Below are 20,762 nucleotides of genomic sequence, written 5' to 3'. Positions count from 1 at the left end.
CCCTGTACCTGCCAATTCCCCACAGTTGTACCGCCTGCGCTGCTTCGTTATCCGAGCGGCCGAGTGGTGCTTTTCATTCATAGTTGCCTGCACTACCTAGATGGGGAAAACGAAATTATTGCCGCTGGCCCTGGGTGGGCTGGCTATTGGCACCACCGAGTTTGTGATGATGGGGCTGCTGCCCAATATTGCCCACGACTTCCAGGTCACCATTCCGCAGGTGGGCTACGTCATTTCGGGCTACGCCCTGGGCGTGGTCATCGGGGCCCCGCTGCTGGCCGTGGTGGGCGGGGGCGTGCCGCCCAAAAGAATGCTGATGCTGCTGATGCTGCTCTTCGCGGTATTCAACACACTGTCGGCTTTTGCGCCCAATAACACTGTTCTGTTCGTTACCCGGCTGTTGTCAGGCTTGCCGCACGGGGCCTTTTTCGGAGTGGGCTCGGTGGTGGCCAGTCGGCTGGCTGAGCAGGGCAAGCAGGCCCAGGCCATTTCCATCATGTTTGCCGGCCTTACCGTGGCCAACCTACTCATGGTGCCCATCGGCACCTACATCGGTCACTACTACTCCTGGCGCTACACCCTGGCCGGCGTGGGCCTCATTGGGCTGCTGACGGTGCTGGCCGTGCAACTGGTGCTGCCCGCCCTGGAGCCCGAGCAGAACGGCTCCATTGCGGCGCAGATGAAGGCCTTCAACAAGCTCGAAACCTGGCTGATTGTGCTGCTCACGGCCATTGGTACCGGCGGGCTGTTTTGCTGGATCAGCTACATTGCCCCCCTGCTCACCGAGGTTTCCGGCTTTGAAGCCGACCAAGTGCCCTACATTCTGATGGTGGCTGGCCTGGGTATGGTGGTGGGCAACGTGGTGGGGGGCAAGCTGGCCGACCGGCTCAACCCGCTCAACGCCAGTTTGGTACTGCTGCTGACCATGGCTGCCACGTTGCTAATTATCTACTTCGTGGCGGAAAGTCGGGCGCTGTCTATTCTGATGACGTTCATTGCCGGGGGCTGCTCGTTGGCCGTGGCCGCGCCCATCCAGATTATGATGATCAATGCCTCCAAGGGTGCCGAAACCCTGGGCGCTTCCGTGACGCAGGCAGCCTTCAATATTGGCAATGCCCTCGGGGCGTTTTTGGGCGGTCTGCCCATAGCGGCCGGCTGGGGCTACACGTCCCCGGCGTTGGTGGGCGTGGGTCTGGCGCTGGCCGGGGCCGGTTTTGCCCTGGCCCTGGTGCGCTTGCACGCCGGCAAGGCCCAGCCCGAGCCGGTAGCCCAGCCCGTGGCGGGCTAAGAATCGTTGATTTGTGCGGTAGATGCGCGGGTTTGTGTCTTATTTGGCGTGGGCACCGTAGGTACTTTTGTAGTGTTACTTACGTCCAGACTTTCTGCGTTATGAAACCCATCGAATCGTCTACCCTGGCCCTGCTCGATCTGCGCTGCCCGCGCTGCCACCAAGGGTCCTTGTTTTCATATCCGGGCTACAAGCTTACCAAGTATGCCATCATGCCCGAGCGCTGCCCGGTGTGCAGCGTGGCTTACGAGCCCGAGCCGGGCTTTTACTGGGGCGCCATGTTTGTGAGCTATGCTTTTTCGGTGGCCTGGTTTGCCATTGGCGGCGTAGCGGCTTATTACCTGTTCAACAACCCCTCGGTGTGGGTCTACGTGCTCATCGTCACGGCTCTGGTGCTCATCACGGCCCCGGCCACGCTGCGCTACTCCCGGGCCATCATGCTTTATTTGTTCGGTGGGATTAAGTACGACCCTAGTTATCAGCGGCTTGAACCGGACTCCTCCCAACGAGGCCGCTCCAACGCCCCCGCCGTTTTGTAAGTGAAGCCCCGCTGTCAGGAATACTGGCACCGGGGCTTTTTCTTTTCGCCGCCTTGCTACCTTGGCGGCATTCCAGGCCCAGCCCCGCTACGATGGACGATTTTCTTGCTGCCCGCTCCCAGATGGCCCTTTCCCTGGGCTTTCACATCATCTTTTCCTGCATTGGCATGGTGATGCCGTTTTTCATGGCCGTGGCCCACTACTTCTGGCTCCGAACCCAGGATATCACCTACAAAAACGTGACCCGGGCCTGGAGCAAGGGCGTGGCTATCTTCTTTGCCACGGGCGCGGTGTCGGGCACGGTGCTGTCGTTTGAGCTGGGGTTGCTCTGGCCCCGGTTTATGGAACACGCCGGGCCCATCTTCGGCATGCCGTTCTCCTTGGAAGGCACGGCTTTCTTTATTGAAGCCATAGCGCTGGGCTTTTTTCTCTACGGCTGGGACCGGTTCAATCCCTGGTTCCACTGGTTTACGGGCGTTGTGGTAGGCATCAGTGGCCTGGCTTCGGGCATTCTGGTGGTGGCCGCCAACGCCTGGATGAACAGCCCCGCCGGCTTCGACTACGTGAACGGGCAATACCTGAACATCGACCCAATTGCGGCCATGTTCAACGACGCCTGGCTGTCCCAGGCCCTGCACATGACCCTGGCCGCCTTTGCCGCCACCGGGTTTGCCGTGGCCGGGGTGCATGCCCTGATGCTGCGCCGGGGCCGCAATACCGGGTTTCATACCCGCGCCTTCCGCATTGCCGCTGCGTTCGGAGCCGTGGCCGCCTTGCTCCAACCCCTGAGCGGCGACTTTTCGGCCAAGGACGTGGCCCGGCGGCAGCCCGCTAAGCTGGCCGCCATGGAAGCCCACTTCCACACCGAGAAACGAGCTGCTTTGGTGCTGGGCGGCCTGCCCAACGAGGACAAGCAGCGCGTCGACTATGCCATCAAAATTCCGGGCATGCTGAGCTTCCTGGCCCACGGCAATTTCGAGCAGGAAGTCACCGGCCTCGACCGAATTGCGCCCCAAAACCGGCCCCCGGTGGTAGTGCCCCACCTGGCCTTTCAGATCATGGTGGGTCTGGGCACGCTGATGATGGGCATTGCGGCGGTGTACTTCCTGGCGTTGTGGCGCAAGAAGCAGTGGCTTACGAGCCGCTGGCTGCTGGGCCTGTTTGTGGCGGCCACGCCGGCCGGGTTTATAGCTGTGGAAGCGGGCTGGACCGTGACTGAAGTTGGCCGGCAGCCCTGGATTATCAACGGGGTGATGCGCACGGCCGACGCGGTGACGCCCATGCCCGGCATTGCCTACTCTTTCTACCTGTTTACGGCCGTGTACCTGTCCCTGAGCCTGGTGGTCGTGTTCCTGCTCTACCGCCAGATCCGGATGGTGCCCCAACTCTACGACGTGCCCGCTGGCACGCCCGAAGCCGCCCACGCCTAGCCGCTCTTTTAGTATGGACTACGTTGTCATTGCCTACCTCTACCTGGCCATTCTGCTCTACCTGCTGCTGGGCGGCGCCGACTTCGGGGCGGGTATTATCGAGCTGTTTACCTCCCGCCACAACCGGCGCGTCACCCACGAAACCCTTTACCAGGCCATCGGACCCATCTGGGAGGCCAACCACATGTGGCTCATCATTGCCATTGTGATTCTGTTCGTGGGCTTTCCGCGCATCTACAGCGTGATGTCGGTGAGTTTGCACATCCCGCTGCTGCTGCTACTGCTGGGCATCATTGCCCGGGGCACGGCCTTCGTGTTCCGGCACTACGACGCGGTGCACGACCGGATGCAGAGCGTGTACGCTACCATTTTCGTGTATTCCAGCCTGGTCACGCCGCTCTTTATTGGCATCATTGCCGGCAGTGCCCTGGCCGGCTACGTCGACCCCGCCGCCCCGGACTTTCTCTCGGCCTACGTCTGGAGCTGGCTGCACTGGTTTGGGGTGGCCGTGGGCGTGTTCACGGTGGCTTTGTGCGGGTATCTGGCCTCGGTCTACACGATAGGGGAGGCCACTACTGAGGCCGATCGGCTCCGCTTTATTCGCAAAACCCGCCTGCTGATTGTGGTGGCCTTTGCTGCGGGCGCGCTGGTGTTTGTAGCTGCCCGCTACGAAGGCTTGCCCCTGGCCCGCTGGATTTTTGGTAATCTCGTGGGCCTTACTGCCATTGGCCTGGCTACCATTTCCCTGGGCTTGCTCTGGTACGTGCTGGCCCGCGGGCTTACCTGGCTGCCCCGGGTGCTGGCCGGCTTTCAGGTGACCATGATTCTGCTGGCCGTGGGCTATGCCCACTTCCCCAGCTTTATCCGGCTGCGCAACGGGCCGCACTTATCCTTGCTCGAGCAGCTGGCCCCGGCCCGCACCATAGAGGCGCTGGGCTGGGCCTTGCTGCTGGGCAGCCTGTTCATTCTGCCGGCGCTGGGCTATTTATACTACAGTTTCCAGCACGTGTCGCGCCCCCCGAGCCCCGAGCCGGAAGCCGCGCTGCCAGGAGCGCGCACCCTGTAGTTCGCAGTTCACAACGACCAGCCCTGCCAGGAATGATGCTCTGCCTGTGGTTTGGCGGTAGTCGTTTTGGGGCGGGGCGGCGGGCAGCAAAACTTTGCCTGGGAGCGGGTACCTTGCCGCCCGCATGAAAGCACCCGCCCTGCCCGTTCTGGCCCTCGACGCGTTTGCCCGCCCCGGCAACAACCAGTGGTACTACATTCAGCCGCTCGAAGCCCACGTGCAGCAGTTTCCGCGCGTGAGTGAGCCCCACGCCCACGACTTCTACCTGCTGCTCTACGTCACTCAGGGCCAGGGCACCCACACCATTGATTTGATTACCTACGACTTGCGGCCCGGTAGCCTGTTTTTTCTCGCGCCCGGGCAGGCGCACGCCTGGGCGCTGTCGGCCGATGCGCAGGGGTTCATCTTGTTTTTCACGGCCGAGTTCTACCTGCAGGCCTACCCGGCCCGCCGTTTGGCCGAGTACCCGTTTTTCACGCCCGGTCACCAGCCTGTCGTATACTTGCCAGCGGCCGAAACCGACATTCTGCCCCTTTTTCAGCGCATTTATCAGGATGACCAGACCGCTGCCGCCAACCGCGACGCGGTGGTAGGCGCCTACTTGTACCTGACGCTCGAGCTGGCCGCCCGAGCCTATCCCGAGGAAGAAATGGCCCTACCGCCCGCCTACGGGCAGCAGCAGGTGCGCGAGTTCAGCCAGCTGCTCAACACGCATTTTCGCCAGGAAAAATCGGTGCGCTACTACGCCGAGCGCCTGGCCCTGACGGCCAACCACTTGAACGCTATCTGCCGCCGCATCCTCAACAAGACGGCCAGCGACCTGATTCACGAGCGGGTAGTGGCCGAGGCCAAGCGCCAGCTTACGCACTCGGCCCAGTCGGTGGCCCAGGTAGCCGATGCCGTCGGGTTCGAGGATGCTTCCTACTTCACGCGCTACTTCAAAAAGTACGCGGGGCAAACCCCGGAAACTTTTCGCCAGCAGCACAAGCACTGAGTAAGGGCCTTTCCGCAGGCAAAGTTTAGAAGAAAGCAATAAGCGAAACCGCGCCGCCAGTATTTTCGTTTTCTGGCTTGAAGCTCGACAGTACAAAAGCAGAAAAAAGGCCCCTGACTAGCTATACATTCAATAAATGCTATGTCGGGTTTGAACTCTTGGTGCCGAAAATTCCGTTGTTCTTGCTTTATATTTACTTTTTGTACTTTCCTCGTTCCGCATGTCGCTTACCCTCCATCGCCCGGCTATTCTGCAGCAGTTGAGGACCGAAACCCGGCCTTACCACGATGCCCTGGAGCAGAATGAGTTCAACCGGGCCTTGCTGGAAGACTCGGTTACCCCGGAAATTACGCACCGGTTTCTGGCCAAGCTCTACGGGTTTTTAGTGCCCTACGAGGCCCGGTTGCGCCAGCACGATTTCGGGCCCGAATGGCAAATCGAGCTGCGGCAGCGGGCCCACCTGATTCCGCTGGACCTGGCTGTGGAAGGTGCTCAGCTGCCCTTGTGCCCCCAGATGCCCGAGCTGCAGAGTTGGCCCCAGCTGCTGGGAGCCATGTATGTGCTGGAAGGCTCCACGCTGGGCGGGCAGGTGCTGGCCCGGCAGCTGGCCAAAGCGGGCATCGACGCCCGGCAGTATTTCAGCGGCCACGGGGAGCAAACCGGTCCGCTGTGGAAAAGCTTCTGCCAGCTGCTGGCTGAGGCGGCTACCGAAGATAATCAAGCCCAAGTAGTGGCCTCGGCCGCCGCAACGTTTCAAACCCTGCACGCGTGGATCGAGAAACCATAATCTACAGCGACGAAAGCTTGCTGAATACGCCCGTCACGCTGACCAACTGCGACCGGGAACCCATTCATATTCCCGGCTCGGTGCAGCCCTACGGGTTTCTGCTGTGCCTGGAGCCCGAAACCGGGCGGGTGGTGCACGCCAGTGAAAACACCCTGGCCCTGATTGGGACGCCCGCCGAAGACCTGATCGGCCGGGGCCTCGACACGGTGCTGGGTGCGGGCACGATTGCCGAAATTGAGCAGCTGCTGCCTTCGCTGACGGAGGTTACCAAGCTGCTGGGGGCCCGCCTGGAGAACGTAGCCGGGCAGCCCTTCTATAAGATAATCATGCACCGCTACGACGGCCTGCTGTGGCTGGAGTTTGAGCCCGTGGACGAAACCAGCGCCAGCGTACTCGACCTGCCCTCGCTCAACCTGGCCCTGGGCCAGATGATGGGGGCGGCCGCAGTGCTGGAGTTTTGCCAGCTGGCCGTAGACCAAGTGCGCGACATTACCGGCTTCGACCGGGTGCTGATGTATAAGTTTGCCGAAGATGCCAGCGGGGAAGTGGTGGCCGAAGCCAAGCACGACGACCTGGAGCCCTTCCTGGGCCTACATTACCCGGCTACCGACATTCCGCAGCAGGCCCGGGCCCTGTACCTGAAAAACTGGCTGCGCTTTATTCCCAACGTGGATTACGTGCCCGCCAAGCTCGTGCCGGTGCTGCACCCCACGGCCAACCGCCCGCCCGACATGACCTACGCCGTGCTGCGGAGCGTGTCGCCGATTCACCTGGAGTACATGCGCAACATGGGCGTGGGCGCCACGATGACGATTTCCATCATCCAGGACGACGTCTTGTGGGGCCTCATTACCTGCCACCACATCACCCCGCGCCTGGTAAGCTACGAGTTGCGGGAGCTGTGCCTGTTTTTGGGCAAAACCTTCTCGGCCTTGCTCAAAACCAAGCAGCAGCAGGACGAGCAAGCCTACCGCCTGCATATCCGCAACATCCAGGTGCGCTTGTTTGAACTCGTAGGCCGCCACAGCAACTTTGTCGAGGGCCTGTACCAGCGTATGCCCACCATCCGGGATGCGTTCAGCTGCGGTGGGGCGGCTATCTGCTTCGAGGGCGACATCATCTCCCTGGGCGTTACGCCGACCCAGGAGCAGATTCGGGACCTGATTGAGTGGCTGAAGGTCAACGTGCAGGATAATGTGTTCTACACCGATTCCTACGTGAAGCACAATCCGGAAGGCCTAGCCATTCGCGGGGTGGCCAGCGGCTTTATTGCTATTTCCCTGGCTCAGGAAGCCGGCGACTATATCATCTGGTTCCGGCCCGAGCAGATCCAGACCGTGACCTGGGCGGGCAAGGCGCAGAAAGCCGAAGTGCTCCAGGACGGGCAGCTGAAACTCTCGCCCCGGCAGTCGTTCGAGGCCTGGGCCCAGACTGTGGTAAACACCTCGGCACCCTGGCTGCCCCTGGAAATTGAAGCCGCCAAGGAAATCCGCCTGCACCTCTCCGACGTCCGGCTCAAGGTCTTCAACGAGCTGCAGACCCGCGCCGCCAGCCTGGCCCGTCTCAACTCGGAGCTGGAGCGCAGCAACGACGAGCTGGACTCCTTTGCCTACGTAGCCTCCCACGACCTGAAAGAGCCCCTGCGCGGCATTCACAACTACTCTATTTTTCTGCTGGAGGACTACGCCGATAAGCTCGACTCGGAAGGCGTGGGCCGGTTGCAGACCCTGGTACGCCTGAGCCAGCGCATGGAGGCCCTGATTGAGTCCTTGCTGCAACTCTCGCGCGTGGGCCGTCAGGAAATGACCGTGACGGAAACCAACGTGCAGGAACTCGTCGAAGACCTGGTGGACCTGCTGCACCCGCGCTTCGAGCAAACCAACACCCACGTCACCATCGTCGACCCGCTGCCCACCTTCCGTTGCGATGCGGTGCGGGTGCGGGAAGTGTTCAACAACCTGCTGACCAACGCCATGCGCTACAGCAACCACCCCGAGAAGCAAATTCGGGTGGGACTGGCTCCCGAAGGCACTTTGGGGCCGAAAGGAACTGGACAACGGGACAATTTTTATGTGTTCTACGTTCAGGACAATGGCATCGGTATCGACCCGCGACACCATGAGGCCATCTTCAAGATTTTCAAGCGTCTGCACCCCCAGGAAAAGTACGGCGGGGGTACCGGCGCGGGCCTTCCCATCGCCCGGAAAATGGTGGAGAAGCAGGATGGTGAGCTATGGGTCGAGTCCGGGTTGGGGCAAGGCGCCACCTTTTATTTTTCTCTCTCAAAGCATCTGTAAGTGAACGTTCTACCTCACAAGCCCATCCTGGTGGTCGAAGATAGCGCCGAAGACTTTATGGCGCTGGGCCGGGCCTTTCGCAAGCATGCCTTGCCCAACCAGCTGCTGCGCTGCGAAGACGGCGACCAGGCGCTACAATACCTGCAGGGCTATGGCAAGCACGAAAACTGGCCCCAACAGTTGCCCGTGTTTGTGCTACTCGACCTGAACCTGCCCGGTACCGACGGCCGCACCGTGCTTGAAACCCTAAAGCGGGACCCGCGTTTGCAGTCTATTCCGGTGATTATCTTCAGCACCTCGACCAACAGTCGGGACATCGAGGATTGCTACCGGCTGGGCGCCAACAGCTATCTGACCAAACCCATAGAGTACGCTGCCCTGGAAGAAAAAACCCGGTTATTGGTGCGCTACTGGCTCAACACCTCGGAACTACCCTCGACGAATTAGGTTATTGCACGCGTGAAAAAAATCTTACTCGTTGATGACAACGAGCATGACCGGATGTTGTACAAGCGCTATCTGGGCAAGCAGATAGGGCACGAGCGGTTGGAGATAGTAGAAGCCTCGTCGGGGGAAGAAGGCATAGCGCAGTTTCGGACCGTGCGGCCCGACTGCGTGCTGCTGGATTATAACTTGCTCGACACGGATGGCCTAGCGTTGCTGCTGGAATTAAAGCAGCTAGCCCCGCCCGACACGCTGTGTGTGATTATGATTACGGGAGGCGGCAGCGAGGAACTGGCCGTACGCGCCCTCAATAACGGGGCTCTCGACTACCTGGTGAAGCAGCGCTTCGACCAGGAATTGCTCTGCAAAACGGTGCTGCATGCCATTGAGAAAAACGAATGGCGGCAATACGTAGCCCGCTACCACGGGCAGTTGCAAACCGTGAACCAGCAGCTGCGCGATTCCCTGGAAGAACTCACCGAAGCCCGCCGGCAGGTGCAGCAAACCAATGCCCAGCTATTGACGGCCAACCAGGAAATTGAGGCCCGCAATCAGCAACTGGCCCGCACCAACCGCGACCTGGACAACTTTGTGTACGCGGCTTCCCACGACCTGAAGCAGCCCATCAACAACCTGCGGGGCTTGTTCGACGAGTTGCGCCGCACCGCTACCTTTGATGACCCCGAGGAGTCGGAAGTGCTGCGCCTGGTCGATGCCTCCCTGGATGACCTGAACACGACCGTCACGGATTTGTCGGCGGTAGTACAGATAGACCGGGCTCAGGGTGAGCAAATAACGGAGAAAGTACTCCTGGCCGACCTTACGGCCGATGTGCTGCAAACTCTACGCCCGCAGCTGCAAACCGCGGACGGTACGGTACACACCCATTTTGAGAAGCTGCCGGAGCTGGTGGCCGTGCGCAGCAACCTGCGCACCATCTTGCTGAACCTGCTGGGCAATGCCATTAAGTACCGCCACACCGACCGGGCCCCGGAAATAACGATTGTCAGCAGCCTGCTGCACGGGCAGGCAGTGCTCGAAGTGCGCGACAATGGCTTGGGCATCGACCTGGAAAAACATGGTGCCGAGCTGTTTCACCTGTTTCGGCGCTTCCACCCCGAAGCGGGCGAAGGCACCGGCGTCGGCCTGTTTTTGGTGAACCGGCTGGTGCAGGCCCAGGGGGGGCGCATTGAGGTAGAAAGTGAGCTGAACCAGGGTACCACTTTCCGCATCTTCCTGCCCCAGTAAGAAAGAATGGAGCCGAGTAAGCTTGCGCCAAAGCCACGCGCTTAGTGGCGCAAATAGCGGCTTAGTTGGGAAATAGAGCTGATGCCCAGTTCCCGGGCCTGCTGCCGGCGCATGAGCAGAGCGTACGTGTTGTTGAAACCCAGCGGGGCCAGCCATTCCAGCCCGTAGCGCCGCCGAAACTCCTGCTGCACGTAGTGAAACACGGCCGGTGGGCTGCCGCCCAGCGAGTCGAGCACGGCGGCGGAGGGCTGCAAGAGCACCTGCAGGCCGGTGCCGGTGTACTCGGGATACAGGTCGATTTCGCCGGTGCGCAGGGCTTCAAAGCAAATGGTGGTGCCCCCCAGGCCCGTTTTGGTTTCCACGGCCAGCCCAGTGTTGCCCCGAATCAGGGCCGCGTACAGTTCTACCAGAATATATTGCTCGGCAAAAATCTTGGAGCCCAGGCGTACCACGGGTGCGCCGGGGGCCAGGGGCCGGGGCGTGCGCCACAGGCCCCGGCGCCGCAAAAAGGCGTGGGCCACGGCCCGGGGCTCCTGGTGCAGGTAGTCGACCCGGTAGTTCAGGTTGGTCATCACCGAGTCGGAAATCTGCCCGGCCAGCTGGGCCAGCACCGGAGCCAGCTCGGGATGCGCCGCCAGCACGGCCGGGCGTATGACCGGCGCGGCGTAGTAGGGCGGAAACACGCGCCGGTCGTCCTGCAGCACCAGCAGGTTGTAGGCCCGAATCCGGCCGTCGGTGGAGTAGCCGTCAATCAGGTCGACATCCTGATGGCGGGCGGCCTCATACACCAGTGCCGGGGCCAGCACTACGCTGGGCAGGCGGCGCAGCTGGTAGGCGTTTTTCAACCCCGGCAACCCATCGGCCCGGCCCACAAACTCGGGGCTAAAGCCAGCCAGCAGCTTGCCCGCCGCCTGGGGCAGCACATACAATACGCCCAGCACCGGCAGCAGCACGAGCAGGGCCGCGCCCACCCGTACCAGCCGCCGCGCACTGAGCCGCTGCAGACCCGCCAAAGCAGCATCGAAGGCCAGGGCCAGGGCCGCCGCGGGCAGGGCGCCAGCCAGAATCATAACCGGGTTGTTGAGAGCAATGCCGCCGAAAATAAACTCGCCCAGGCCCCCGGCCGCCACATATGCCGCCAGGGTAGCTACGCCCACATTGATTACGGTAGCCGTGCGGATGCCGGCAAACAGCACCGGCAGAGCCAGCGGCAACTCAACGCGCCGCAGAATCTGCCCGTCCGTGAGCCCCAGCCCGCGGGCTGCTTCAACTACCGCCGGGCTCACGCCCTGAATGCCCGTGAGCGTGTTGCGGATGATGGGCAGCAACGAATACAGGAACAGCGCGAAAATGGCGGGCCGGGGCCCAATGCCCAGCAGCGGAATCAGGAAGCCGAGCAGGGCAATGCTGGGCACGGTTTGCAAGGCCCCCGCCACGCCCAGCACGGCCGGAGCCCAGCGTGGCCGCCGCGTGAGCAGCAAGCCCAGCGGAACCCCCAGCAGCACTGCCAGCAGCAAGGAAGCGGCGGTAAGCCCGATGTGCTGCTGAATTTGGTCTCCTAGTTTGCCGGCCTGTAAGTGCCAGAAGGTCAGTAGTTCCTTTAGTGTTTCCATGCGGCCTCCTCTCGTTGCAGCGCCTGCCCAAACGCTGCCATCAGCTGGGCCAGGTCGAAGGGGTAAGACGACTTGGGGAAGTTGCCGTCGGCGTTGGTCAGGGCTTCCAGCGCGTCCTGCACCGTGGTTGGAGCTAGCCCACTCGCCGCCGCTTTACCAGCCAATGAAGGCAAGAAAGGGGCTAGGTCGGCCAGGGTGAGGGTGCGTAGCTGCAGGGCCAGCCGCTCGGCGGCAAAAAAGTGGCGCACAAAGGCGTTGGCGGGCTGAAACAGCAGCTCCCGCGGCGTACCCAGCTGTTGCACCTGTCCGGCATTGAGCAGCAGAATCCGGTCGGCCAGCTCGAAGGCCTCCGTCACGTCGTGGGTCACCAGCACAACGGTTTTGTGGCGCAGTTCGTCGAGCTCCCGAAACTCGCGCCGGATGCTGGCCCGCGTGATGGGGTCGAGGGCGCCGAAGGGCTCATCCAGCAGGATAATAGGCGGGTCGGCGGCCAGCGCCCGGGCCAGGCCCACGCGCTGCTGCTGCCCGCCCGACAGCTGGTGTGGGTACTGCCCGGCGTAGCGCTCGGGCGGCAGGTGCAGGCGGGTCAGCAGGGCCTGGGTGCGGTGAGCAATGGCAGCGGCCGACTGCCCGAGCAGCCGCGGAACCACCGCAATATTCTCGGCCACCGTGTAGTGGGGCAGCAAGCCAACCTGCTGAATAACGTAGCCCATGCCCCGGCGTAGCTGCTCGGGCCGCTGGTGGCGCACGTCCTGGCCGTTGACCTCGATAGAGCCGGCGTCGGGCTCCACGAGGCGGTTGAGCATCTTGAGCAACGTCGTTTTGCCGCAGCCGCTGGGGCCCAGCAAAACCAGCGTTTCGCCGGGCTGCAGCGCAAACGACACGTTCTGCACCACCGCGTGGGCACCGTAGCGCTTGTGCAGCTGCGTGGCGCGAATAACTGGGGCAACCGATTCAGGCATGCAGTAGGGAAGAAGGACAGCGCAACAACCGCCAAGGTATACTTTTGTGTTATGACCCCGACTCTCACCATCCGGCCCGCCACGGCCCTCGACATTCCTGCCCTGGTTGCTTTCGTCAACAGCGTGTACCGCGGCGACACCTCCCGGCTGGGCTGGACGACGGAAGCCAACCTGCTCGACGGGCCCCGTATTGATGCGGAGTCGTTGGCGGAAATGCTGGCCGCTGAAGAAGCGGTGTTGCTTATGGCTCACCAGGAGGGCGGGCAACTGGTGGGCTCCGTGTATTTGCAGCGGCAGCCGGCGGCCACGATGTACCTGGGCATGCTCTCGGTGGATGCTACTCGGCAAAACGCGGGTATCGGGCGCCAGCTCTTGGCTGCCGCCGACTCCTACGCTCGGGAGCAGAGCTGTAGTCGTATGAAAATCACGGTTATATCGGTGCGGGCAGAGCTGCTGGCCTGGTACGAGCGGCTGGGCTACCAGCGCACCGGGGCTACGGTGCCTTTCCCGGACAATCCGCGCTTCGGTATCCCGCGCCAGCCGCTGGAGCTGCTGGTGCTGGAAAAGAAGCTGTAGGCAGGTTCACCGGTTAGCAGGCCCGTTGGCTTCTAACAACAGTCGAACCTGCCATTGGCCTGATTAAGCGAGGCTGAGGATACACCTTGGCTATGCTACCGAAGTCGGCTCGGAGGGAGCCGTTAGGGGCAGCGTAATAAGAAACTCGGTGAATTCTCCTTCCTCCGACTCGACGGTGAGCGTGCCGCCGTGCCCTTTGGTAATCAGGTCGTAGCTCAGGGCCAGGCCCAGGTCGTTGTCGCCGGTTTTGGCCGGGGAAAACCGCTCGAAGACCATGGGCAACTGCGACGCCCGAATGCCGATACCGTTGTCGCGCACCCAAATTTCGATGTGGCCGGGGCTGCTGCGCGTACCGACGGCGACTTGGGGCACATAGCCTTCCTGGGCTAATAGTTGGCGCTGCTGCACCGAGAAAAAAGCACTGGTAAACAAGCTGACCAACACCCGGCCCAAGTCGTGGCGAAGGATGGATAAGTTGCCCACGGCGGGGTCGAGAGTGGGTAGCAGGGCCGCGTAGAAGTTGCGGTTTTTGGCCCGGATGTCGTGGTAAGTTAGCCGCAGGTAGTCTTCCACAAAAGCATTGACATCGGTAAGCTGCCGGGGGCCGGGGCTGCTCTGCGCGTATTCCACCATGCCTCGCACAATAGACGCCGCCCGCTGGCTGGAACGGATAATGCTGTTCTGATACTGGGTCAGCATCAGTAGCTTGTCATTCAGAGCGCCGGGGTCTTCCATCTGCACGTCCAGGCCGGCCAGTTCTTTGCGCAGGTCCTCAATCAGGTCGGCGCTGACGCCGGCCAGGTCGCGGGTGTTGTTGACGGGCGTCTGAATCTCCTGGGCCACTCCGGCCATCAGCTCGCCCAGGGAAGCCATTTTTTCGCGTAGCACCAGTTGGCTTTGGGTGGTTTTGAGCTCGTGCAGCATCTGGCCCAGCCGGTCGCGCTGCTCGGTAATTTCCTGATTAAGCGCCGACAGCTGGCGGTTGGCCCGTTGCTGCTGTCGCACGTTGCGCCACAGCAGCAAGGATACCAGAATCAGAAAGCCCAGCCCGGCAGTCAGAAAGAAGAGCCGGTTGCGGGCCTGGGTTTGCCGCTGCTCGGCTTCGAGCTGGCGCAGGCGCTGCTGCTCGGCAAAGCCAATGGCATCTAGCTGCTTGATGCGCTGCGGGTTGTACAAGCTGTCCTGGGCCTGGCGCAGCACGCGCATGTACTTCAGGGTGCTGTCGGAGTTGGCCTGGGCCTCAAAGGCGGAAGTTAGCAGCTTGCTGGTGTGCACTACCCCAATCACGAAGGGCAGGGCCTGCCCCAGGGCCAGCGACTTGCGGGCATAATACACGCTCGAATCGGTTTGGTAGCGGCGGTGGTAGAGCTCGGCCATGTACTGATAGGCCCGGCAAGCACTGCGCAGGTCGTTTTCCGGAAATGCCACCCGGGCACTCTGGCGGTAGTAGTCCAGGGCTTGCGCATCCTGCCCGCGCGAGGCCTGCAGCAAGCCCAGTTCGCGCAGCACGTAGGGCCGCGGGTTGCCCCAGCAGCTCTGGTGCACCGTGCCCGACTGCCGGGTGAGGGCATAGGCCTTGTTGAGATAATACGCGGCGGAGTCGAGTTGGCGGCGACCTTCGTAGCTGGCCCCCAGGTTGGTAAACACGCTAATCAGCTGGGAGTCGTCGCCCACGCCGTGCTGCTCGTAGAGGTTTTTGGCCTGGAAATAATAAGCTAGGGCGGGCCGGTAATCTTCCAGGGCGTGGTAGAGCAGGCCCATTTGGTTGAAAGTGCGGGCCATGCCTTCCCAGTCGTGACTTTCTTCGTGCAGCTGCAGGGCCTGTAAGTCAATGCGCAGGGCCTGGGGCAGGTTGCCTCGCTCACTGGTTAGAATGCCCAGGCGGGAAAGGCAGCGGCCCTCGCCCTTGGGGTAGCCAATTTGCCGGGCCAGCGCCAGGCCTTTGCGGGCGTAGAACTCGACCGAATCGAAGCGGGAGTAACGGTAGGTGCTGCTCAAGTCGGCCAACAGCAGCACGCGGGTAGTGTCGTGCCGGGCGGCCGCCAGGGCCCGGCGCAGCCCAGCCGTCTGCGGGCTTTGCGCCTGCAACCGAGTACTTAGCAGCAGGCAGTAACTAAAAAATAGTACGGTAAATAGTCTCCGCATGTGTAAAAGTAAGAAACAACTATTAGCTGAACCGTATATTGTTCAGCTAATAGTCATTTGACTCTCACCCAAGCTATTCTACTTTGTTTTTAAACCGGAACAGAGCCGGCCGTGCCGAGCCCCTTAGGAAGGCTGCCCCACCCCGAGCTACACCCCAAATTTGCGGAGCGTGTAGGTAAAGCTCAGCAGAAAATACTGGGTCAGCACCCGGCTGCGGACGTCTTCCAGGTAGGTGTCGGTCACGTTGCGCACTACGCTACGGTTCTGGTTCAGCAGGTCATACACCTGTAGTTTCACCTCCGCTTGCTGGTTGGCCAGCAGCTGCTTGGCCACACTCAGGTTCCAGAGCCCGACCCGCTGGTTGTAGCCCGCCGAGCGGCCCGTGTTGTTGACTACCCATACATCCGAGCTGACGACAACATGGGCGGGCAGCTGGTAGAGCACATCGGCCGTCAGCGTTTGGGTGAAAAAGGCCGAGTTCTGGCCACCCAGCAGCGAGTAGCGGGCCCGTTGGTAGGTAACGTTGGCGCTGAAGCTGAATTCGAGCTGGTCGTTGTAGGCGGAGTTCACGCTCAGGCCCTGGCCGAGGGTCCAGGTGCGGGCCAGGTTGGTTTCGCCGTTCACGAAGCTGGGCCCGTGGGTGTAGCTGCTGCTGGTGGTCAGGTTCAGGTTGATTTTGTGGGCCGCCAGGCGCTGACCCAACGACAGAAACCCGTTCAGGGCCCGGTAGCCGTCGGCATTCACCGGCTGGGTAGTTTGCACGCCGGTGGGGCTGATGGTGGTAGCAGCCACAAGGCGGTTCCGGACCTGGGCCGCATCGAGCAGCACGAAGACGCTGCGGTTGTTGCGGGCGTTGAACTGGCTGTAAGTCGTGAGCAGGGAGTGGGCGTACTCGGGGGCCAGGGCCGGGTTGCCCAGCTGCCGGTTCAGCGGGTTGGTGTTGTCGACAACGGGCTGGAGCTGGGCCGCCGATGGCGCGTTCAGGCGGGTACGATAGTTCAGGCGCAGAGTGCGGTTCTGGCCCCCGTTCAGGGTGAGTAACGCATTGGGAAGCAGCTTGCTAAAGTTTTGGCCGAAGGTAGTGGCGGCCGTGCGGTCCGTCGTCCGCAGGCGACCTTGCAGGGCATCGAGGCCCAGGGCGTAGGTGTAGCGCAGGCGGCGGGTCTGCCAGGTCAGGCCGGTGCGGTGGGTCTGAAAGCGGCTGTCGAAGCGGTTGCTGAGCTGGGGGCTACGGGCATCGTAGCGGCCGGTGGCTTCGGAGTAGTCGTACACGGCGCGGTCGGCCTGGTGGCCGATGTCCGTCAGGTTGTAGTGCGCTTCCAGCCGCCGACTCAGCGACAGGGGCTCGGTGTACGACAGGTGTAGCACGTTGGTCTGGCTGCCGCTGCTTTCTCCAATCTGCTGGTCGAGCCGCGTGGTGCGGGTGGGGCCGGCATCGGTGAAAAACGTGTTGAGGGCCTGGTTCGTGGTGTGCTCGTCCTGATCCGAAAGCACGGTATTTAGGTTGGCCGACAGGGTGCGGCCGTCCTTGGCGAACTTGCGCATGAGCAGCAGGTTGTTGGCCCCGTTCAGCACGGGGCGCTCCGACGTGTAGCGTAGCTGGCCCTGGTTGAGCACCTGCCCGGCCCGGGTGGCCTGCTGGGTACTGGTCTGGATTTGCCCCGGGCGCTGCCAGGCTACGAAGGGCGTCAGGCGCACCGTGGTCAACGAATCGAGCTTGTAGTCGAGCCGCAGGTTAAGCCGCTGACTCAGATTCGTTTCCCGGGCGTTCAGTTGCTGGTCGGTGATAAAAGGTGGGGCTCCTTCACTGCCCAGGTCGGGGGTGGTGGTGGCAGTTTTCCGGTGGCGCTGCTGCTCGGTTAGCACCCGGGTGCGGCTGCCCAGGTAGCTTGTTGCCACTTCGGCCCGCTTGCCCCAGGCGTCGCGGTAGTTCAGCCCCACCGCCCCCGATTCGAGCAGGTTATTGGGCTGCTCATTATCGGAGTCGGGGCCGCGGCTGTCGGGGCCTCCCACGCGCACCCGCCCGCTGCCGCCGTTACCGCCGGCGGGCGGGCCGGGCGTCATCGTGGCCGGACCGCCGTTGGAGGAAAATCCTTGCTGGTTGATGTTGTTGGCCATGCCCAGGGCCGAAAGCTGGCGGCCGTTGTTGAAGCGGTTCACGCCCAGGCGGGCCTGGTAGCGGCCGTCGGTGCCCAGGCCCGCGCCGTTGGTCCCAAAGTAGCCGCGGCGCTTGTCGCGCTTGGTTACCAGGTTAATCGTCCGCTGCTGCGAGCCGTCGTCGATGCCCGAAAAGGCGGCCTGGTCGCTTTGCTGGGCAAAAAGCTGCACCTGGTCGATGATGTCGGCCGGCAGGTTGCGGGTGGCCATCTTGGGGTCGTCGCCGAAGAAGGGTTTGCCATCCACCAGCACCCGGCTCACGGCCTGTCCCTGGGCCCGGATGTTGCCGGCCCGGTCGACTTCCACGCCTGGTAGCTTTTTGAGCAGGGCCTCGACGGCGGCATTGGGCTGGGTTTTGAACGCCCGGGCGCTGAAGGCCAGCGTGTCGCCGGAAATGGACACCGGGGCTCGTTCCTGCTGCACCACAACTTCGCCCAGGGACTGGCTATAGGCGCGCAGCCGCAGCAAGCCGAGCGTAACCGTGGGGTGGGCTGCCGTCAGCTGCACGGCCACCAGCCGGCTGCGGTACCCCAGAAACGTAACGAGGACCTGATAGGAGCCCGGGGCCACATTGCGCAACACAAACTGCCCGTCGCCGTCGGTGATAGTGAAGGTCAGGTAGGATGAGTCGCGGGCCGCCAGCAATGACACCGAAGCTTCGCGTAGCACCTTGCCAGTCAGGGAGTCGATGGCGGTGCCGCTGATGCTGCCTTTGCTGGCCGGGGCCGGCTGGGCCTGGGTAGGCGCCCCGTAGGCCAGCAGCATTCCAACAAGGAAAAGAAGCCGGCCCATGCTTATCGGCGGCCGGCGCCTTCGCCTTCCATGAGCTTGAGGCGGAAGTCGGCCCGGGCCTTGTCGCGCAGGTCGTTTAGCTCGGCGGGCGTCACGGTCTGGGCCTTTTCGGTGGGGCGCACGTCCTGCTCGGCCACGGCTTTGAGGTCTACTTTGCTGGCTTTAAACTGTTCCCGCGGGCTTTCCAGGGCCAGCACCACGCCTTTGTCGGGCAGCAGCTCACTGACGGGCGAATAGGTGAAGGGTAGCTCGGTGGTGTACCAGATGGTGTAGGTCTGGTTCTTGAACGGCACCGTGGCCTTGCGGCAGGTGTAGCCCGCAATTTTCTTGGTCTGGTCGGTCGTCTGCCAGCCGGCCGCCTGGGTTAGGGGCTTGTCGGAGCGGTAGGTGGTCGTGGTTTCGTTTTTCTTCACCGTTACCACCGTGCTGAGCTTGTTTTCGGGCTGACTCACGTACACCACTTCCTCGAAGGGCTTGCCCAGGTTGGTCATCTGCGGGGCTGCGCCGGGGCCGCCTTCCACAATCGTGCGCATGGCCGCATTCTGGCGCTCCTCGCGGGCGTAGCCCCCGGAAAAGCTGACCGTTACGCCAAAGTTGCGCACGTCGGAAATGTCGGTGGGAAAGTCGGGGCTGCCGGGCTTTACTTCCTGCCCATTCACGACCACGCGCATCTGGTTGGGGTTTACCTTTTGGGCCGCTTCGTACTGAATGAGGCCGGAAACGGTTTGGGCCCGGGCGGCCGAGAGCAGAGCGCCGGGGCTGAGCAGCAGGAGCAGGAGCTTTTTCATGGGGATGTAGAAAAGTGAGTTGACGGCTCAAACCTCCCACATCGGCGTGTTAAGCACTGTTACAGAGTGTTAAACAGTGTTAACGCCGCGCCAAAACCCTGGAGCATCCGCTATTTTCGTAACCTACTCTAGCCCCTTCGCCCCATGAAACGGCGCATCCGCTCCATCTTCTGGCTCATGACGCTCTGCATTCTGGGTATCAACGGCTTTCAGGCGTACTGGCTCTACACCACCTATCAGCTCACCAACTCCGAGTTTGCGCGCACTGCCCGCGAAGCCCTGCGCGCCGTGTTGCAGCAGGAGCAGATGCACTTTGCCCGCCAAGCCCTGCGCACCACGACTGGCAAAAAACCCGTGCGCCTCATTGTTCGCCAGTACGACGATGCTGGCGAAGAGGACCAAGCCAACCAGTTGCAGGTGCTTACGCGCCAGCAGGTTACCAAATCCAATGGGGAGCTGCGCCTGGTGAAGGTAGAAAAGCAAGTGCGCCTGCATCCGGGCGCCCGCACCGGCCAGCCGGCCGACTCGCTGGCCCGCAATATCACCCGGCTGCTGCTGCAAGACTGGACCGGGGAGAACAAGGTAAATGTGGCCCAGCTCAGCAAGGCGTATCAGGCCGAGCTGCGCCTGCGCGGCGCCGATGCCCCCTTCGTGCTCGACACGCTGACGGCCCGGTTCGACCCGCGCGCCGGCCGGCCGGCCCGGCTGGTAGACCAACCTCTGCGCCCCGGCTATGCCCTCCAGACGCCGCCGGTGCTGCTCAACCCCGTGCGCGAGCAGTACGTGCAGGCCTCGTTTGCCGCCCCCACCTTCTGGGTACTGCGCCGCATGGCGGGGCTGCTGGGCGGCTCGGTGCTGTTGCTGGGCCTCACGACGGGCTGCTTTGTACTGATGCTGAGCACGATTCTGCGGCAGAAAAAGCTGTCGGAAGTCAAGAACGACTTCATCAACAACATGACCCACGAGCTGAAAACGCCTCTGGCGACGGTGTCGGCGGCGGTGGAGGCCCTGCAGCATTTCGGTGCCCTGCACGACCCCCAGAAGACGGCCAAGTACCTGGCTATTTCGCACCAGGAGCTGCAACGCTTGTCTGACCTGGTCGAAAAGGTGCTCACTATTGCCGTGGAGGAGCGGCAAACCCTGGAGCTGCACCCCGAACCCGTGCAGCCCGCCGAGCTGGTGCGGGAGCTGGTGGTTCGCCATCAGCTGAAAGCCCCCAAGCCCGTGCGCTTCGACCTGAGCCTACCGGCTACCGGGGCCGTGCGCCTCGACCGGCTCCACATCAGCAATGTCATCAGCAACCTTATCGATAACGCCATCAAGTACTCCGGAGAACAGGTCACGGTGGGTATTCGGGGCGAGCTGGACGGGCAGGGCTGGCGCCTTACCGTTTCCGACAATGGCATTGGAATTCCCAAAACCTACCAGGAGGCCATCTTCGACCGGTTCTTTCGGGTGCCGACCGGCAACTTGCACCCCGTCAAGGGCTTCGGGTTAGGCTTATACTACGTGCGGCAGGTAGTGGAGCGCCACGGCGGCCACATCGACGTGCGCAGCGCCCCCGACGAAGGCAGTGCGTTTTCCTTCTGGCTGCCGGCTTAAAAATGACTGTTCTGCCGCACGCCGCCGAAGCGGG

Annotated in this window: 16 protein-coding genes; 11 read left to right on the top strand and 5 right to left on the bottom strand. The window is 62.4% G+C overall.

The window, feature by feature from the left end; all coding sequences use genetic code 11:
- The first annotated feature begins 100 nt into the window (after positions 1-100).
- From E5K02_RS14985 to E5K02_RS14945, 9 genes are all read left to right on the top strand, one after another.
- Positions 101-1,288 (top strand): MFS transporter, encoded by a 1,188-nt coding sequence (locus E5K02_RS14985; RefSeq protein WP_135395863.1) that lies wholly within the window; start codon positions 101-103, stop codon positions 1,286-1,288.
- A gap of 101 nt (positions 1,289-1,389) precedes the next feature.
- A complete protein-coding gene (locus E5K02_RS14980; protein WP_240737289.1) occupies positions 1,390-1,827 on the top strand; it encodes a DUF983 domain-containing protein in 438 nt (145 codons plus the stop codon).
- Between the two features lie 92 nt (positions 1,828-1,919).
- Entirely contained in the window at positions 1,920-3,257 is a 1,338-nt protein-coding gene (locus E5K02_RS14975; RefSeq protein WP_135395861.1) for a cytochrome ubiquinol oxidase subunit I, read from the top strand.
- Positions 3,258-3,270: 13 nt separating this feature from the next.
- On the top strand, positions 3,271-4,323 hold the full coding sequence (locus E5K02_RS14970) for a cytochrome d ubiquinol oxidase subunit II (RefSeq protein ID WP_135395859.1): 1,053 nt from the start codon (positions 3,271-3,273) through the stop codon (positions 4,321-4,323).
- 124 nt (positions 4,324-4,447) lie between these two features.
- A complete protein-coding gene (locus tag E5K02_RS14965; protein WP_135395857.1) occupies positions 4,448-5,317 on the top strand; it encodes an AraC family transcriptional regulator in 870 nt (289 codons plus the stop codon).
- Positions 5,318-5,537: 220 nt separating this feature from the next.
- Positions 5,538-6,104, top strand: a complete 567-nt coding sequence (locus tag E5K02_RS14960) for a biliverdin-producing heme oxygenase (RefSeq protein WP_135395855.1) — start codon at positions 5,538-5,540, stop codon at positions 6,102-6,104.
- A complete protein-coding gene (locus E5K02_RS14955) occupies positions 6,086-8,401 on the top strand; it encodes an ATP-binding protein (protein ID WP_135395853.1) in 2,316 nt (771 codons plus the stop codon). The genes E5K02_RS14960 and E5K02_RS14955 overlap by 19 nt, the downstream gene beginning before the upstream one ends.
- Positions 8,402-8,848: a response regulator gene (locus E5K02_RS14950; protein WP_206025965.1), complete on the top strand. Its 447-nt coding sequence runs from the start codon at positions 8,402-8,404 to the stop codon at positions 8,846-8,848.
- A 12-nt stretch (positions 8,849-8,860) separates the two neighbouring features.
- Positions 8,861-10,093 carry an ATP-binding response regulator gene (locus E5K02_RS14945; RefSeq protein WP_135395851.1) on the top strand — a complete coding sequence of 411 codons (1,233 nt, stop codon included), beginning with the start codon at positions 8,861-8,863 and terminating at the stop codon, positions 10,091-10,093.
- 41 nt (positions 10,094-10,134) lie between these two features.
- Here the strand turns inward: E5K02_RS14945 and E5K02_RS14940 are convergent, their stop codons facing one another.
- The gene (locus tag E5K02_RS14940) at positions 10,135-11,706 is read right to left on the bottom strand and encodes an ABC transporter permease/substrate-binding protein (protein WP_135395849.1); all 1,572 of its coding nucleotides are present in this window, start codon (positions 11,704-11,706) and stop codon (positions 10,135-10,137) included.
- Positions 11,694-12,668: an ABC transporter ATP-binding protein gene (locus E5K02_RS14935; protein WP_135395847.1), complete on the bottom strand. Its 975-nt coding sequence runs from the start codon at positions 12,666-12,668 to the stop codon at positions 11,694-11,696. Before E5K02_RS14935 ends, E5K02_RS14940 begins: the two co-directional genes overlap by 13 nt.
- Before the next feature lie 51 nt (positions 12,669-12,719).
- Between E5K02_RS14935 and E5K02_RS14930 the strand changes: the two genes are divergently transcribed.
- The gene (locus E5K02_RS14930) at positions 12,720-13,244 is read left to right on the top strand and encodes a GNAT family N-acetyltransferase (RefSeq protein ID WP_135395845.1); all 525 of its coding nucleotides are present in this window, start codon (positions 12,720-12,722) and stop codon (positions 13,242-13,244) included.
- Positions 13,245-13,334: 90 nt separating this feature from the next.
- Here the strand turns inward: E5K02_RS14930 and E5K02_RS14925 are convergent, their stop codons facing one another.
- The 3 genes from E5K02_RS14925 to E5K02_RS14915 form a co-directional block, all read right to left on the bottom strand.
- The gene (locus E5K02_RS14925) at positions 13,335-15,389 is read right to left on the bottom strand and encodes a tetratricopeptide repeat-containing sensor histidine kinase (protein ID WP_135395843.1); all 2,055 of its coding nucleotides are present in this window, start codon (positions 15,387-15,389) and stop codon (positions 13,335-13,337) included.
- Positions 15,390-15,536: 147 nt separating this feature from the next.
- Positions 15,537-18,311, bottom strand: coding sequence for an outer membrane beta-barrel protein (locus E5K02_RS14920; protein WP_240737287.1), 2,775 nt, complete (start codon positions 18,309-18,311; stop codon positions 15,537-15,539).
- A 29-nt stretch (positions 18,312-18,340) separates the two neighbouring features.
- Positions 18,341-19,126, bottom strand: coding sequence for a GLPGLI family protein (locus E5K02_RS14915; RefSeq protein ID WP_135395840.1), 786 nt, complete (start codon positions 19,124-19,126; stop codon positions 18,341-18,343).
- 144 nt (positions 19,127-19,270) lie between these two features.
- Here E5K02_RS14915 and E5K02_RS14910 point away from each other — a divergent pair, with 144 nt between their 5' ends.
- On the top strand, positions 19,271-20,728 hold the full coding sequence (locus E5K02_RS14910) for a sensor histidine kinase (protein ID WP_135395838.1): 1,458 nt from the start codon (positions 19,271-19,273) through the stop codon (positions 20,726-20,728).
- Positions 20,729-20,762: the final 34 nt, after the last annotated feature.

The sequence above is a fragment of the Hymenobacter metallicola genome, assembly GCF_004745645.1.
Taxonomy (GTDB): Bacteria; Bacteroidota; Bacteroidia; order Cytophagales; family Hymenobacteraceae; genus Hymenobacter; species Hymenobacter metallicola.
The sequence above is the reverse complement of the archived record's forward strand: the minus strand, read 5'-3'. Positions and strand labels throughout refer to the sequence as shown.